The organism is Cytobacillus oceanisediminis (assembly GCF_003182355.1).
Lineage (GTDB): Bacteria > Bacillota > Bacilli > Bacillales > Cytobacillaceae > Cytobacillus > Cytobacillus oceanisediminis_A.
The window spans coordinates 52,797-68,393 of sequence record NZ_QGTW01000007.1; the positions used below are offsets into that span (position 1 = coordinate 52,797).

The 15,597-nt window shown below is 42.9% G+C and carries 13 protein-coding genes and 1 pseudogene; 6 read left to right on the top strand and 8 right to left on the bottom strand.

What is annotated here, in order from left to right:
* Positions 1 to 50: 50 nt before the first annotated feature.
* From DFO73_RS14045 to DFO73_RS14065, 5 genes are all read right to left on the bottom strand, one after another.
* Entirely contained in the window at positions 51 to 407 is a 357-nt protein-coding gene (locus DFO73_RS14045; protein ID WP_110065381.1) for a YisL family protein, read from the bottom strand.
* 326 nt (positions 408 to 733) lie between these two features.
* Positions 734 to 1,642: a fumarylacetoacetate hydrolase family protein gene (locus DFO73_RS14050; RefSeq protein ID WP_110065382.1), complete on the bottom strand. Its 909-nt coding sequence runs from the start codon at positions 1,640 to 1,642 to the stop codon at positions 734 to 736.
* Positions 1,643 to 1,751: 109 nt separating this feature from the next.
* Positions 1,752 to 2,252: a DNA topology modulation protein gene (locus tag DFO73_RS14055; protein WP_110065383.1), complete on the bottom strand. Its 501-nt coding sequence runs from the start codon at positions 2,250 to 2,252 to the stop codon at positions 1,752 to 1,754.
* A complete protein-coding gene (locus tag DFO73_RS14060) occupies positions 2,252 to 3,439 on the bottom strand; it encodes a DUF418 domain-containing protein (protein WP_110065384.1) in 1,188 nt (395 codons plus the stop codon). Before DFO73_RS14060 ends, DFO73_RS14055 begins: the two co-directional genes overlap by 1 nt.
* A gap of 115 nt (positions 3,440 to 3,554) precedes the next feature.
* Positions 3,555 to 5,147 carry a long-chain-fatty-acid--CoA ligase gene (locus DFO73_RS14065; RefSeq protein WP_110065385.1) on the bottom strand — a complete coding sequence of 531 codons (1,593 nt, stop codon included), beginning with the start codon at positions 5,145 to 5,147 and terminating at the stop codon, positions 3,555 to 3,557.
* Between the two features lie 277 nt (positions 5,148 to 5,424).
* Between DFO73_RS14065 and DFO73_RS14070 the strand changes: the two genes are divergently transcribed.
* Genes DFO73_RS14070 through DFO73_RS14095 form a run of 6 tightly spaced genes read left to right on the top strand, consistent with a single transcriptional unit; the run spans position 5,425 to position 7,362 of the window.
* On the top strand, positions 5,425 to 5,646 hold the full coding sequence (locus DFO73_RS14070; RefSeq protein WP_110065386.1) for a spore germination protein: 222 nt from the start codon (positions 5,425 to 5,427) through the stop codon (positions 5,644 to 5,646).
* Positions 5,647 to 5,660: 14 nt separating this feature from the next.
* On the top strand, positions 5,661 to 5,897 hold the full coding sequence (locus DFO73_RS14075; protein WP_110065387.1) for a spore germination protein GerPB: 237 nt from the start codon (positions 5,661 to 5,663) through the stop codon (positions 5,895 to 5,897).
* Positions 5,898 to 5,927: 30 nt separating this feature from the next.
* On the top strand, positions 5,928 to 6,536 hold the full coding sequence (gene gerPC, locus DFO73_RS14080; protein WP_110065388.1) for a spore germination protein GerPC: 609 nt from the start codon (positions 5,928 to 5,930) through the stop codon (positions 6,534 to 6,536).
* A complete protein-coding gene (locus DFO73_RS14085; RefSeq protein WP_110065389.1) occupies positions 6,533 to 6,709 on the top strand; it encodes a spore gernimation protein GerPD in 177 nt (58 codons plus the stop codon). Before gerPC ends, DFO73_RS14085 begins: the two co-directional genes overlap by 4 nt.
* Before the next feature lie 5 nt (positions 6,710 to 6,714).
* The gene (locus tag DFO73_RS14090; protein WP_110065390.1) at positions 6,715 to 7,086 is read left to right on the top strand and encodes a spore germination protein GerPE; all 372 of its coding nucleotides are present in this window, start codon (positions 6,715 to 6,717) and stop codon (positions 7,084 to 7,086) included.
* 57 nt (positions 7,087 to 7,143) lie between these two features.
* On the top strand, positions 7,144 to 7,362 hold the full coding sequence (locus DFO73_RS14095; protein WP_110065391.1) for a spore germination protein: 219 nt from the start codon (positions 7,144 to 7,146) through the stop codon (positions 7,360 to 7,362).
* 46 nt (positions 7,363 to 7,408) lie between these two features.
* Here DFO73_RS14095 and DFO73_RS14100 read toward each other — a convergent pair.
* From DFO73_RS14100 to addB, 3 genes and pseudogenes are all read right to left on the bottom strand, one after another.
* Positions 7,409 to 7,719, bottom strand: a pseudogene (locus tag DFO73_RS14100) (HNH endonuclease).
* Between the two features lie 350 nt (positions 7,720 to 8,069).
* Positions 8,070 to 11,837 (bottom strand): helicase-exonuclease AddAB subunit AddA, encoded by a 3,768-nt coding sequence (gene addA, locus DFO73_RS14105; protein ID WP_258309490.1) that lies wholly within the window; start codon positions 11,835 to 11,837, stop codon positions 8,070 to 8,072.
* Positions 11,815 to 15,321 (bottom strand): helicase-exonuclease AddAB subunit AddB, encoded by a 3,507-nt coding sequence (gene addB / locus DFO73_RS14110; RefSeq protein WP_110065392.1) that lies wholly within the window; start codon positions 15,319 to 15,321, stop codon positions 11,815 to 11,817. Before addB ends, addA begins: the two co-directional genes overlap by 23 nt.
* Positions 15,322 to 15,597 lie beyond the last annotated feature (276 nt).

Below are 15,597 nucleotides of genomic sequence, written 5' to 3' on the forward strand. Positions count from 1 at the left end.
AATTAGAAAAAGCTGCCTTTTTCAGCAGCTTTTTCAAAAAAATTCCCTATTTACGTCATAAATGTTAAAGGCAATTGTACAAAACCTAAATAAAGAACCAGAATTAAAGCAATAATGAACTGGATCCATAGAATTGAGGTTTTCTTTCCTTTTACAGTACGAATAATGATCATTTCAAACATAGCGATTACCCATAAGCCAACTAATGACTTTAATACATATAGCATATCAATGCTGTTAAGGGTGCTTAGAATCCATACGCCTGTTCCAATGATCAGCAAGTAAAACAGCCTTAAAATCATTTGAACCACTTTTAGACCTTTTTGTTTGCCGCTTCTATGCATGACAAGGGCAACGATAAATAAAACTAGTGCTAAAAACCATGTCGTTATGTGGGCATGTATCATTCCAGTGCCTCCTAGTGTAAAATTCGATACCATCATATCATATTGAAATCGAAAATCCTAAAATTATGGTACTGGTTAAGCGTAATATAAATATATTTTGTGAAATTTTTATGGCGGAGTGTGATATTGGTCATAGACATCGACTTAGGTTTGGTGGGGTGTAGGGGCGAAAAGAACGATTCGTTGAAATCCTGCCGGTTTTCGATGATATATTGCCAAATTCGTTGATAAAAATTTTTTTCGCAGATATAAGCCATTTTCCCGTGCTTAAACGAACTACTTTCATACAAAACAAGACCTATGCAGCAATTGCATAGGTCTAGACATTATTTTTCTATCGAATTTGTTAAAGAACCGATTTTTTCAACTGTAATTTCTACCGTATCTCCCGGCTGCAGGAAACGCGGCGGCTTGAAGCCTTTCCCGACACCGGCAGGCGTACCTGTAGCGATAATATCTCCCGGCTCGAGTGTCATACCCCTGGATAAAACAGAAATGATTTCTTCAATGGGGAAAATAAAGTTTTCCGTATTCGAGCTTTGTCTCATTTCTCCGTTTACTGTTGTTTGGATATCCAGCTTGTTGGGATTTTCTACAGCGGATGAATGAACAATCCATGGTCCCATCGGACAGGTTGTATCCAGGCTTTTTCCGATAAAAAATTGCTTATGGCGGGATTGCAGGTCTCTTCCTGTAACATCATTAATGATCGTGTAGCCAAATACGTAATCCAATGCTTCTTCTTTTGGAATGGCCCGTCCTGTTTTTCCGATAATAACGGCAAGCTCTCCCTCATAATCAAGCTGAGAGGTTACTTCTTTATGGTTAAGTACTGTTTCATCTGGGCCTATTACTGTTGTGGGCGCTTTTGTAAAAACCATAATATGCTCCGGAATATCCGCTTTGCTGCCCATTTCGATGGCATGCTCCGCATAGTTTTTCCCAATACAAAAGATATTTTTATCCGGGCGCGGAATTGGGGCCTGCAATGTAACAGAATCCAGCGGGAGATATAATTCATCTCTTTCAGAACTGCTGCTTACCCAATCAGTTAATGTATGTACTTTTTCAATGAATGCATCCCCTAATGCAATGCATTCCTTTAGTGAAGCTGGGAAATCACTGCTTCCTTCCATTTTTTCTGCGGCAGCAGCTAGCGGCAAAACTCTAGTCCCGGATCCATCAATAAGTCCGACAAAACTGCCTCTGCTATCCTTTGCTGTAACAAACTTCATCTCATCACCTCATTTTTATTCATCATATTTTAAGTATAATACAAATTGTCAGACTTACGAGACTATTTAACGTTAATTATGAAAAAGAGGCCCACTAGGTGACCTCTATCTATAACTCTTTAAGAAATTCGTAAGTCTCTGCAGGAGTATGAAAATGTAGTATCTGCTTATTTTCCAGTTTTGAAAGCTTGCTAATGATTTCGGGAGATTTATACTTTTTATAGCCCGCAACCCATTTTAAAAATTTCCAATCCAGTTTTTCTGGGCACCCTTTCCCCATATCCGGACGGGTTTTGCCGTGATATTGGATTCTTCTTTTCACGACACCATAAAGGCATCGAACCGAAGAGTAATCAAGGAAAATAATAGTGTCGGCAGCTTCTATTCGCATATCAAGAGTGGAGCCGAAGTTGCCATCAAGAATCCACTCTTCTTTCTTTAATAGCTTGTGTACTGTTATCTTCCATTGTTCACGCGGAAGTGGTGTCCAGTTTGGCTTCCAAAATAGCGAATCCAAATGATAGACCGGAATCCCAAGTTTTTGGCCGAGGGTGCCGGCTAAAGTCGATTTGCCTGCTCCCCCAGCCCCTATGATTAAAATTCTTCTCATCAAGCCCGCCGCCTCCAATTTGGCAGTTTTAAATAAGTAAAACTCCTCCAAAGCCATTCAACCGGACCATAGTAATAACGGGAAACCCAGTAGCCGCTTCCCATTACTTGCAGGGCGAAGATGAAAATGACTAGTATCGTTCCGCCGAAAGCGGAGATCTCACCATAAAAGCCTAATCCATAGCTGTAAAAAATCAAAGTCGAGATAATGGACTGCAAAAGATAATTGGAAAGTGATAATTTGCCGACATAAGAGAGTGGCATTAGCATCTTCGAAATAGTACCGTTATTAATGGCCAATACAATTGCGAGACCATACCCAATCGCTAAAAGCGGCCCGCCGAAGATGTCCTGAAGAAAATCCACTGCCAGGTTGCCTTCCAGCAAATATGGAAGCAATTTAAAGACTAAGCCTGCAGCAAGGGATCCAATCATTAGCTTCCTTAAAAACCCTCGACCTTTCGCCGGTTCTTCAAGCCACTTTAACTTGGCCGCCCCTCCTCCTATTAAAAACAGAGGGAAAATGGAAGCGAACATGATTGGCAATGAGGCAAGATTATTAACTAAATACCAATCCTCCATCCTTTGGGCCGTGATTTCTGCGAAGCTGCCATTTTGGTATACTTGCAAAGATACTTTCGCTGCGGCAGGATCATAGATAGACAATTCCTCGGCAGGTACAAACAGAACAGTCACGATAAATAGAAGAGCAAATAATAAGTTAGGAATGATGTAGAGCAAGATCCCAGTCAAGAGCATATTCTTCCCGCTCAATTTTATAAAAAGCAAAAAGATAAATCCAAAAATTGCATAGTTGATCAGGATATCTCCATGCCAAATAAGAAGAGCATGAATTATGCCTATTAACAGCAGCAATGACAATCTTCTCGCCGCCATCCCTCTGAACGGCAGCCCTTTGGCAATGGCCCGGTCCCTTAAAATCACTAAACCATACCCGAATAACATGGAAAATAACGGATAAAAACTTGCCTGTACGAAGATATCAATAAAAACATATGTGCTTTTATCAGCAGGGCTGTTCCACCATTCAAATGGATCAAGATATAAAAACGGCGAGTGGAATGACAGCATATTTACTAAAAAAATCCCCAGGATGGCAAAGCCTCTCATAATATCCAATGAAATGATCCGGTCCTTCTCCAGGACAGGGCTAACTGGTTTGTGCATAAAACGACTCCTTTTTTTGGAAACAAAAATATAACCTTTATGATAGAGAGAGCCCTCATAATTGTCCAGTAAAAAAATAAAGAGACCGCAGCATGGGCTGCTGGTCCCCTTCCAGTTAATTAACAAACCGCCCTTTTTTTCCTCGGGATTCCCAATAATCGTTGCGGAGATGTATTTTTTGGATTTTTCCTGAAGCGGTTTTCGGCAGCTCTTCGACGAATGTAACCCCGGTTACCGCCTTAAAATGGGCAAGTTTTTCCCTGGTAAAACCAATGACTTCCTGCTCGGTTAATGTTTTGCCGCTTCTTAAGACGACAAATGCATGCGGTGTTTCACCCCATTTTTCATGCGGTACTGCAATTACTGCAGCTTCAAGGATGGCCGGATGCTCATATAACGCGCCTTCAATTTCTATAGAAGAAATGTTTTCGCCTCCGCTGATGATAATATCTTTTTTTCGGTCAACGATGTCAATATTTCCGTATTCATCGACATTCGCCATATCGCCGGTATGAAGCCAGCCACCCCTAATAGCTTCCATAGTCGCCTCTTCATTTTTCCAGTAGCCTTTCATCACCCCGTTGCTTCGGACCACTAATTCCCCAATCTCGCTGCCGTTATGGGCTACTTCTTCTCCGTGCTCATTAATTACTTTTACTTCACAGCCAATCATCTGATGGCCTGCTTTAGCTTTCATTCGATATTGTTGGTTAAGCGGCAAATCTTTCAGATGGGACCGAATAGTCGATACGGTGCTTAATGGAGATGATTCGGTCATTCCGTATACCTGTATAAACTCCCAGCCAAGCTCCTTTTCTACTCTTGTAACGAAAGCTGGAGGCGGAGCCGAACCTGCAATAACTACCCTGACATCCTGTTCAATAGTCGGAACTTGCTGTTCATAATATTGCATAAGTGAATTCAGGACAGTGGGTGCCATATGCATAACAGACACTTTATGCTTTTGCAGCGCTTCAAAGATCTTCTCAGGAGTGGCTTTTCTCATGCACACCTGGACAGCGCCATTTGCTGTGTAATAAAAAGGAGAGCCCCACCCATTTACATGGAACATGGGCAATACATGAAGCAGCACATCCTGATCCCGGACGCGCAGGTGGTGCATGGTCGTCAAAGCATGCAGGTAATTATTGCGGTGTGTCAGCATAACGCCTTTCGGATTGCCCGTTGTCCCGCTTGTATATAAAAGGCTGCACACATCATTTTCATCCAGTATTTCCCTATCAAAAGACACGCAGCTTTGGTTTTCTAGCCATAGATCGTAATCCGTTTCATCTGTCGCTTCATCCTTGTAATGAACAATAATTTTTTCAACGGTCCTTAGCTTATCTTTTACAGGAAGAATAAGATGATAAAGCTCCTGGTCGACAAACAGGATCTTCGACTCACTATGGTTTAATATGAACAGATAATCCTCTGGCTTTAAACGTATATTTAAAGGAACCATGATCCCGCCTAGCTGAAAAACTCCATAAAACCCTTCAAGCATCTCAACTGAATTTGGCGCAAGATATGCAACCCGGTCCCCCTTCTGGACTTCAAGCGCTTTCAAACCATGGGAAAGCTGATTGACCCTCCTGTTTAATTCTTCGTATGTAAAAGCTCTGTCATCTGCAAAAATAGCCTTTTTAGAACCGTAAAGAGCAACAGCGCGATCTAAAAATTGAGTTAATACTAAAGGTACATTCATTTTACAGTCACCTCACTGAATATTTCGTTAATTCTGTATTTATTTCTATATTATCACATATAATGAGACAGTTTGTCAGATTTTTCGTCTGTTATAGAACATAAATTCGAAAATTTGGTGAACTGGGAGTGGAGTTTTGTGTTGCTTTTCTTTCAAGTTTTATCAAAAGCTCCCGATTTAATTGAAGCGTACCAGCCGAAGATATTTGGGCTAATTAATCACACTCAGCTTTTAGGCACATACGATATACAAGAAATAATGAAAAAGGGTGTTATATATGCCAGCTATTGTTGGAGTCGCACAGGTTATATCAATCGGAAGCAGCGCGGTTTTTAACATAGGGGATGTTTACAAAATCATGCCTGTATCAAATGCTAAGACATTTTCTGGCGCTGGGTCTTTTAACACAGGTGACGGGCTGAATGTTTATAATAATCGGAGCTCAACGAATACGTACGATTCAGATGGCGTTGACCAGGGAAACTATTTTAATGCTTAAAAACGGGTGATATCATGAATTTTTATATACAGCAATCGATCCATATCAATTTTATAAAAATAGGCGGGATCACAAACTCTTCCGTTATGCAGATCGGAAGTGCAGGGATTATCAGGCCGGCCTCCTATTTATATAACACAGGGGGATTTACAGAACCTGCACCGGAAGCAGAAGCCCCTGGGCCTCCAGGTCCCCCCGGATCTTTATTAACTACCCCTGCAGTTCCCTTGGGGGGCACAACCCAAGCATAGGGATTGAATAATAAAAGCGAGGTGGTGCGCATGAACCAGCAATTTCATTCCTATCTTCAGCAATTGCATGCTTTCGTAGAGGCTCAGGAAAGAAGAATCCGCAGCCTGGAAGCAATGGTCAAGAAGCTTCAGGGAGAAACTGCGGCTCTTAAAAGCCGCCCCCCTATGCAGGTGGACCGGATTGAATATAAATTCGACCAGCTTAAGGTGGAGTCTCTTGAAGGAACCTTAAACATAGGACTTAATCCTTCCGAGCTGCAAAACATTGAAGATTTTGCCGTCGATAACAAAAATATCAAAGCACCTATATCGCCAAAAAACCACATGAAAAGAACGATGGAAATTGAAGATGCCATCTATCAATATTTAGAAAGCGAATTGCCGGAAATGGTCTCCACTGTTCAACAAAAGTTAAATGTATCTGCAGACGATTCTTATATTGCGTTTATCAATGAGGACATTAAGAAGCAGCTACCGAACAGAATTGATTTCTACATTAAGCAGCAGGCTGCAAGCCGGGGACCACAGGAAAACGATAATGCCGAAGTTATTGAGCATTTAAAAAAGGAAATTCAAAACGGGGTCTATGCCTTTATCTCTCATCTGCCTGAGAATATGAAAGGAATGAATAAAGAATGAACTATCAAGTATATAACAGGGATTTGTGCGTAGGAAATATCAGAGTACTGGGTGTATCTAGTTCCTCTGTCCTTATGGTAGGAGATACGGAAACGATCCAGCTAGCGGCTACATTTGATACACCAGCAGAATCACTCTTAGTAGGGCCTTTTGTGCCGCTTACACCGGAGTAAGGATCATGCTGCAGAGAATTTCAGCCGTAGATAAAATTAACATTGATACCATTGCATTTTCTTCCATCTTTGAGATTGGAGATTCCTCCTATATTCAGGGTTTCTCCAGGGCTATAGCGGTACAGCGGGAAGCAGAGGTTTTTAACGCCAGGGAAGGGAATTTTTCTGTTTATCCGATATTCAGCGAATCGATTCCCTTCCTGCCCATTGAAGAAGAAATATCAATCCAGACAACTCAGATGAATCCAGTCATAAAAGTGCAAAATATCGATGTGATTGGTGTTTCTTCCTCTTCCATTATCCATATTGGCAGCAGCAAGCATATTTCAATGGAAACACGTGTGAAGCATATACGCCAGCTCTTTCCAAAAAAATAATAAATCTGGAAGAGCATAAAGTATGCTTATAAATAATTTTAAAAAAGGATGTTTATCATGCCAGCTATAATTGGACCGGTACAAATTATAAATGTCGGAGGGGGAGTTGTACAATTTGGTGACACGCTATATATCTCACCTAAAAGCAATTCCAAATCAACCTCAGGACAGGGAGCCTTGAACACCGGCGGATTTATCATTACTAACAATGGCCTAAATGCCAGCAATGTGCTGGATACCAACCTAATTGACCAGCCAACCGTCGGGAATAACTAATAAGGATTTTGAAAACATTAATCTTAATCCGGACGATAGCCTAGTGTTATCGTCCTTTTGATTTTATTTCGTTCGATTTCCTTGCTTTTGTTAGCTTGGAAGAAGGCTGTTTCTTAATCCACTTCAGATACTTTCCTGTTTTCTCGTCCTTCTGCAATAATTCGATTGTGTTCAGCCTTGCTCCGAGCTCAACATTTGTATATAAAGCATGATCTGCTTATGGCAGGGGATACATAAATTTGCAGTCGGCAGGAAGGTTCCTCCCATTTCTTTCGGTGTCAAATGATGTATTGTAATCTCCACTTCCTCCCTTAAACACAATTCGCATGCTCCTGTTTCCGTCCTCTTTTTTCCCATGGGGAAGCCTCCTTTTTTTAGATTACCCTAATCGGAGGGTGATAAAGAAGCATGTTTGTTGAGTGCGCGTGAGAATCCCTCTTGTCGCGGGCGATGCCTTTTTCGTACGGGGTTCATCCTTTTATGCGCAGACTTACCTTGTTTATGTGAGCATTTTCTTCATTTACGCGCAGAGTTCCAACCAGTTTACATTACTTGCGTCTAGACCAGACCTTTTTGCTTCACTTCCTTCAAAATTACGTCAATGTCCACAGTCTTTGCTCGTTCTCCGGTTTTACTGTCCTCACATTTCATTAAAAACGCTCCCCAAAATTAAAAAAACCGGCAGGACCATAGTCTGTCGGTTTTTCCTATTTCTCTACCTTAATAGAATGGGCACCGTCAAAGAAAAATAGGTACCTTTCATTGACTTCCCTTTTTAAAATTTGTTCGAGTGCTCTTGTGTACATATCGATTTGCACTTTGTATCTGTCTTCAAGAACCGGTTTTGCTTCGGTAAAGCCGCCTTTGAATCGGCCGGTGATTCCATCCGTTTTATAGTCAAGGAGCACCAGGCCCTTTTCATCTTCAAACACACAGTCTACAATCCCCTGGATTAAAACCGGCTCATCTTCTCCTTGCCAGTCAGGATAGATTTCGCGTGCAGGAAACGATAAACTGAATGGGATTTCTCTTCGGATTGATGCTGCCTGGACCATTCTCCGTCCAAGATCACTTTCAAAAAACTGCACGATCAGCTGCGGATCGACGCTTTCCCGCTGCTCTTCCGTCAACAGTTCGGTATGAACCATCTCATCCATCTTAGTTGAAACGGAATCCAATGTTGCCGCCCTGCTGAAATCAATATGCTGCATCACTGCGTGCATGGCGGTTCCACGTTCAGCCGGCGAAAGTGCTTTTTCCTGCATAAACCGAGGGCGGCTTAACAGCGGTTTATTTATTTTACGGATTAATTCCGTGCCGCTATCTTCATCAGAAAAAATTTCCCGCTGCCGCTTCACTTCTGAAACGGATTGTTTGGAGCGGTGCTGGGCAGCCTGCTTATAGGAATATTTCCATAAAAGTTGTTCCTGTACTTTTTCCTTATAATCCGATTCTGCAGTAACCTGCTTGCCTTCATAAACCAATTGCAGTAAGTCTTCTGAACTCTCATCTGGTTCTGAAGACAGCATGGCAGCTTCTCCGCTTTTCATAATCGTAATGTTCCAGCATGAAGGATGCTCAAAAATATCTGATGGGACTAGTGGGCTTACTTGTGTCGTTTCCCCTCGCAATGTTTCACAATCTCTATGTCTGACCAGGGATGGACCGATCCAGTCCAGATAGCTGTTTGCAGAGGCACGGTCGAACTCAGTCAAAAGCCAATCCCTATGTTCAGCAGTCTGCAGCCATTGGCTCAGTCTCTTTTCTGCACTTTTTACGGAGGAGACCAGGAATAGCTTTTCCTTCGCCCGAGTTAAGGCCACATATAGAACGCGCATTTCCTCCGCAAGCATTTCCATCTTCTTTTTCCGTTTAAAAGCAATTTGCGGAAGTGATGGATAAGAAATTCTTTTTTCAGCATTCACATACTTAGCAGCAAATCCAAATTCCTTGTCCAGCATGTATGGTTTTTTCAAATCCATCGTATTAAAATTACGGGCGAGCCCCGCTATGAAAACGAACGGAAATTCAAGTCCCTTGCTGCTATGGATGGTCATTAGGCGCACAACGTCTTCCTGTTCACCCAATGCACGGGCAGCACCAAGGTCATCCCCTCTATCCCGCATCCGCTCAATGAATCTCAGGAAGCGGAATAATCCCCTGAAGGAAGTTGCTTCATACTGTCTGCCTCTGTCATATAAAGCGCGAAGATTCGCCTGCCTCTGTTTTCCGCCTGGCATGCCGCCGACAAAATCATAGAAGCGGGTTTCTCTGTACAGATGCCAAATAAGCTCGGAAAGTGAGCCCTGTCTTGCCATTACACGCCATTCTTTAAGCTGATCGAAAAACGGACGGACTTTTTCATATAATTCGCCTGTCTCAAGACTTGGCTCAATCCGGCAGAAGGAGATCAGCGCTTCGTAAAAAGAACCTCTTTTGTTATGGATCCTGATCTGAGCCAGTTCTTCCTCCGTCAATCCCAATATAGGAGATCTTAGAACTGAAGCAAGCGGAATGTCCTGGTATGGGTTATCAATCACTTTAAGAAGGGACATCATAATCGCGACTTCCGTTGCCTCAAAATAACCGCTTGAAAGGTTGGCATAGACAGGAATTCCCTGCTGCTTGAATTCCTCCATAATCTGCGGTGCCCATGTCATAGACCGAAGCAGGATCACAATATCCCGGTACATGGCAGGACGCCCTGACTGGGTTTTCGGATTGTAAACTTCTTTGCGCTCCCCAATCATTTCTTTAATTTTAGCAGCCATATATCTTGCTTCTAGCTGTGATTGCGCCAACTCAGTGCTGTCAAAGCCATCATGAAGATCTTCAGGCTGCGTTTCGTCCCGGTCGTTTCCTTCCAGATCGATAATGGCCAAATCCACTGGATGTCCCTGATCCTCTGAATAAGGAGCTCCTTTTACCAGTTCAGCTGGCTCATCATATTCAATTTCACCAACAGCAACACCCATGATTTGTTTAAAAATATAGTTGGTGCCATGAAGCACTTCCTTACGGCTTCTGAAATTTCGTGCCAAATCAATTCTCAGCCCTGTTTCTCCGCCATTTTGGCCAAAACGGGTATACTTGCCTAAAAATAAATTGGGTTCTGCCAGGCGGAAACGGTAGATCGACTGCTTCACATCTCCCACCATAAAAAGATTTCCGTTTTCTTCAGAATCTGCCGTAACTAATTGTAAAATGGCTTCCTGAACCATGTTTGTGTCCTGATACTCATCCACCAGCACCTCTTTAAACTGATTTCGGCAGGCTAGAGCAGCCTCTGATGGCAACAGTCTGCCGTCTTCACCGGTTGCTGCAAGGATTTCCAGACAATAATGCTCAAGATCTGCAAAATCAACAAGGGCTTTTTCCGTTTTTACCTGCCCAAATCGGACGGAAAAATCCTTAACTAAGGAAACCAGCGTTTCAATATGGGGCTTCATTTCCGCCATATCCCTGATGAAGCTTTCCGGGCGCCGTCCAAATAGCTCTTCCTGAAGATCAGATATAATCTTCTTTGCTTGATCCCTCAGTTTTTTTGCTTTCTCTACCAAAGCTTCATCATAGTCATCGCCCTTACAAGTCTTTGCCCTTCCGAATGACCATGATTGCATGGCTTCATAAAGAGATGACCATGAATCACCTTTCGCTTCAATAAGGATATTAACAACATGCAAATCTGCAATAAAGTTTTCAGCCCTCGGAGCCGGTCCGCCAGGAAGCTTGGTCAGTTCAAGGCCAAACTCCAGCAGCTGCTTGGCTCCTTTCAGCTGCAGATCAACGTCATTCAAGAGGGAACGGACAAACGGCAGCTGTTCAAGGCTTGAAGTTCCATCCACATTATACATCTCAACTATTGAGTCGAGATATTGATTTGGAGAAGGATTAGAACGGGCAAAATCGTATAAGTCCCGGATAATATCCTGAAGGGCGGTATCGCTTCTGTCATTTGTAAATGTATCAACAAGGGCGAAGAAAGCATCATTCCCCTCCTTGCCGTACTCCTCTTCAAAAAGATCCTCGAGAACTTCATCCCTTAACAGCTGAGCTTCCGTTTCGTCAGCGATCCGAAAGCCCGGGTCAATATCAGTCATATAATAATATTTGCGGATTATCTCCAGACAGAATGAGTGCAAGGTGGATATGGATGCCTTATTTAATAAACTTACCTGCTTTCTGAGGTGGACGGACTTTGGATTAACATTGATGGCTTTTTCAAGAGCCTCGCCGATCCGGTGCCTCATCTCGGCTGCTGATGCATTCGTAAAGGTTACAACCAGCAGTTCATCGACATTGATGGGATCTTCTGCTGCGATAATTTTATTGATGATCCTTTCAACAAGAACAGCCGTTTTTCCGGATCCTGCTGCGGCGGCAACCAGGATATCCTGGCCTTTTGCCATAATGGCTTTCCATTGGTCATCTGTCCAAGTTGCATCTGCCGGCTTAGGCGGTATGGCCATTTTCATCTTCCTCCACCTCCTTCTTGATGGTTTCTATAACGTCTTCTTTAGCCTTGGGAACAAACAGCCTGTAATCATTAGTTTCAAGCGATTCATCAAATTGGCAAACTGATTTATATGCACAAAACGTACACGGCGTTTTTTCCTTCATCTTATAAGGGGCAATATCGACAGTCCCCTCTGTAATGTGGTTCCCGGTACTTGTATACATTTTCCTTACATAACGCCGTAAATAGTCAAACTCCTGCCTGCTGGCAACCTTGGACCGTTTTGAAATGGACCCGTCCTTCTTGAACCCAGCGGAAATGATTGATGAATCCCCTGTTTCAAGCGTCTGGTCCATTAACCGGATGACATTTTCATCCCCAAGCATTAGTCCATTCATTTTGAATTTTTTGTAGAGTTCCTGTTCTATATCTTCCAATGTCAGCATTTTTGATGTGCTTACAATTGGATTATGGACATGGAAATACAGAACTCCCGCAGGATCTGCGTCCGTTCCAATCAAAGCATTGGAATGGGCAATAATAATATCCAGGTAGGTAAGCATTTGCAGGGCAATGCCATAGTAGACTTCGCTGACATTCAAGTCTTTGGAGCTCGATTTATAGTCAATTACTCGTAAAAATGTTCCGTTTGTGTCCTGGGCTTTATCCACCCTGTCAATTCTGCCGACTAGCTCCATTTTCGACCCATTTTTAAGTGGGAAAACGAGCGAAGGCAATTCTCCTTTCGGGCCGAATCCCAGTTCAAGCCCGACTGGCGAAAATCCGCTTGATTTGGCATGCTCGCTGATGACAAATGATGCCCGGCTGATGATTTGTTCAAGTTTTCTCTTAATATAGTGATGCCTGTTTGAGCTTAAGAGAATCTCATTTTGCAATTTAGGGGCAAGCATTTCGACTGCTTCTTTTGCGAGAATTTCACATTGTTCCCTGGTCATATCCGTCCATGAAAGCTTTTGAGTCATTACTGTTTCAGCAATATATTTTAATGCAGCGTGGAATAAATCTCCAATATCGGGCGCCTCCAGACGGTATACCTGCCTTTCCCGCAGCCTTAGGCCGTGCTGGGCAAAATGGGAGAACGGACAGCTGTGAAATAATTCCATTCTCGATACACTTGCCTGGATATGGTCGCCATACAGCTCTTTACTAATGTCTTCACCAAGCTGCTGTGTGCGATTTTCATAATTGAGGCTGGAAAGGACCTTTAGTGCCGGCCTTCTCCATTGCTCATTTTCCAAATAAAAATTGTAAACATCCCACCACAAATCATAAATCGGATAGTTTCGCTTCTTCAGCTGCAGCTGTGAAGTCAGATAAGAAAGTGCAGTATTAACATTATCCGCATATTCAAGCTGTTCAGCTTCCGGCAATTCCGCCGGATCGGCCATAAAGGCATGCAGCCTGCATTCCGGGAATAAATCTCCCATTCTTTTAATGAAAGGAGATGGCATGAGTGCCTTGCCTTCTTCATTTGCCAGCGGATAGCTGATAAAGAGCCTTTCTGATGGGGTCACAAAGGCTTTATAGGCTAAAAATTCCTCATCAAGAAGGCGGGTGCGGCTCCCTGGGGCAAGCTTCATGCCATTTCCATGCAGCTTTTCCCTGTCTTCATCCGCAAGCACACCGTCCTCCGTGAATTTGGCTGGGAGTACTCCTTCGTTAAGGCCAATGACAAAAGCAGCTTTAATGTCAGTTAAACGGGATCTCTCCAAATCTGCTGCCATAACCTGATCTATGGCAGGAGGAACAAGTGTAAAGCGCAGCGATTCCATTCCGGCATCAAGGATAGAAGCAAACCGTTTAAGTGTAACTTCTTCTTCACCCAGCATTTCAACATATTGATCGAGAAGGTCCATAATGGCATTCCATGCCTGGCCATGTTCCCTTGACTTAACAAGGTTCCCCTTTTCCTCTTCAGCCGTTTTCCACTGTTCGAGCTTTAATGGAACATCAAGTTCTTCAAGGTATAAAAACAATGCTTCACAATATTTACGGCCATTATCAGCTTTTTTAAGACGGCGGGTTAGTCTTAAAATCGGGCCGGTGATCATTTCCCGAAGATCGTTTAATTCATCTTCGGTTTTCTTTTCGGCATCTGTCTGGGCAACTGCTTCAAACTCCAGCCCTCTAATCCTTCTGTAAATCCATCTTTTCTTCTTCGTCCACTTATCCCCCTGAATGCCATAGGCAAGAACATAGTTTTCAAGCCTATCCATCTGCTCCCGCAATCGGGATTGATTTAACTTGGACGGAAAGATCAGCTCAGTCTTAACCGCTCTAAAGATCGGTTCATATCGCCAGTTCCCATTGATGATTTCCAAGGTCGAGCGAATTAACTCCACTAGAGGGTGATTCAGCATTGTCCTTTTTTGGTCAATGAAATAAGGAATATCATTGTCATGGAATATGGTTTCAATCATGTCATGATAATCCTGTCCATTTCTTGCGAGGACCGCAATATCTCTGTAACGGTATCCTTCGATGCGGATGAGCTGGTTTATCTTTCTGGCGACACCTTCGATTTCGGCTCTCCTATTGACAGCCTGTCCAATATGAATGTCTGCCTCTCCTAAAAAAGCGACAGCAGGCCTGCTGTCAAAATTGGCTTCGAGATGCCTCAGGGAATGCGTGTTCCACCTTTTTTGATCAGTAAGCTTGATCTCTTCCACATCCAAGCCATTCCGGGAAACCATTTCAAAGATCGTTTGATAGTTTTCACCCGACATCCTGAATAAATGAAGATCATCAGGAGTGCTTTGCTTAAACGGTCGATCAAGCGTGAGTGTAATGGTTACCTTTTTGCACAGTTTCATAAGCTGCTCAACGATCATATATTCCTGCGGTGTAAAGCTATAAAAGCCATCTATATAAACTTCTGCATTTTTTAGATACTGTGATTGCGCGGCTTTTTCCGCAAGCAAACGGAAATAATCTTCAGAATCTGTATATTTTCCGGAAAGGGATTCTTCAAAGTTTTTATAGATTAATTCAAGATCATGAAGCTTATCCTGCAGTGCTTTGTTCGATTCCCCGCCGGCTGAAAGCTGATTCTGCCGCTCTGCCAGCTCATCAGGATTGACACAATAACGTTTAAATTCTGTCATCATCTGTTCGATTTGCTGGATAAATCCATTCTTATCGGCAGCCCGCTGGAAAAGCTTCAGCTCATCCTTTTTATCTTCAATGATTTTGCGGATCAGCATGCTGATGCCAACACTATTAAGATGGTATCTGCTCATACCTCCAGTTTCCTGAAGAATTCTCCAGGCTAGGCGCGTAAAAGAATACACCTGGCCACGAACCATTCCATTCAAACCTGGTGTTGTAATTAATTTATATTCTGATAGAAACGTCATCTGTTCCGGAACTAAATAGATAATCGGATCGCCATCCGGGCTGAACCGCAGTTCATCACGGATTTCATTCAGGCAGTACTCCGTTTTGCCGCTTCCGGAACGGCCTATCAATAAACGTACGGTCATGTTTTTCCTCCTTAATAGAAAAGCGGAAGCGCCTTGGTCACCCCCGACATGACAAGACGAGCCTCATGGAAAGGTGGTTTTTACCTTTCTGAGAGGATTGGCTTGTGACCTCGAGGGGGTAGGCGCTGAAGCTAGACAGTTATCGAAATTTAATAAATCCTTATCTTAATAGAAAACGCAAATGCTTACCGATAGCCATCTCCCGGCAAGCTTGCCGTTTTTATCTATTCTCTAAAAATTATTTTATCATATAAGCTGTTCAATTTTTCGTATGGG

Excerpts from the sequence above, each read along its gene's own strand:
- DFO73_RS14045 (WP_110065381.1), bottom strand. The coding sequence starts at position 407 with ATGATACATGCCCACATAACGACATGGTTTTTAGCACTAGTTTTATTT.
- DFO73_RS14095 (WP_110065391.1), top strand. The coding sequence starts at position 7,144 with ATGCCAGCTATAATTGGACCGGTACAAATTATAAATGTCGGAGGGGGA.
- gerPC (WP_110065388.1), top strand. The coding sequence starts at position 5,928 with ATGAACCAGCAATTTCATTCCTATCTTCAGCAATTGCATGCTTTCGTA.
- DFO73_RS14075 (WP_110065387.1), top strand. The coding sequence starts at position 5,661 with ATGAATTTTTATATACAGCAATCGATCCATATCAATTTTATAAAAATA.
- DFO73_RS14090 (WP_110065390.1), top strand. The coding sequence starts at position 6,715 with ATGCTGCAGAGAATTTCAGCCGTAGATAAAATTAACATTGATACCATT.
- DFO73_RS14060 (WP_110065384.1), bottom strand. The coding sequence starts at position 3,439 with ATGCACAAACCAGTTAGCCCTGTCCTGGAGAAGGACCGGATCATTTCA.
- addB (WP_110065392.1), bottom strand. The coding sequence starts at position 15,321 with ATGACCGTACGTTTATTGATAGGCCGTTCCGGAAGCGGCAAAACGGAG.
- DFO73_RS14085 (WP_110065389.1), top strand. The coding sequence starts at position 6,533 with ATGAACTATCAAGTATATAACAGGGATTTGTGCGTAGGAAATATCAGA.
- DFO73_RS14065 (WP_110065385.1), bottom strand. The coding sequence starts at position 5,147 with ATGAATGTACCTTTAGTATTAACTCAATTTTTAGATCGCGCTGTTGCT.
- addA (WP_258309490.1), bottom strand. The coding sequence starts at position 11,837 with ATGAAAATGGCCATACCGCCTAAGCCGGCAGATGCAACTTGGACAGAT.
- DFO73_RS14070 (WP_110065386.1), top strand. The coding sequence starts at position 5,425 with ATGCCAGCTATTGTTGGAGTCGCACAGGTTATATCAATCGGAAGCAGC.
- DFO73_RS14050 (WP_110065382.1), bottom strand. The coding sequence starts at position 1,642 with ATGAAGTTTGTTACAGCAAAGGATAGCAGAGGCAGTTTTGTCGGACTT.
- DFO73_RS14055 (WP_110065383.1), bottom strand. The coding sequence starts at position 2,252 with ATGAGAAGAATTTTAATCATAGGGGCTGGGGGAGCAGGCAAATCGACT.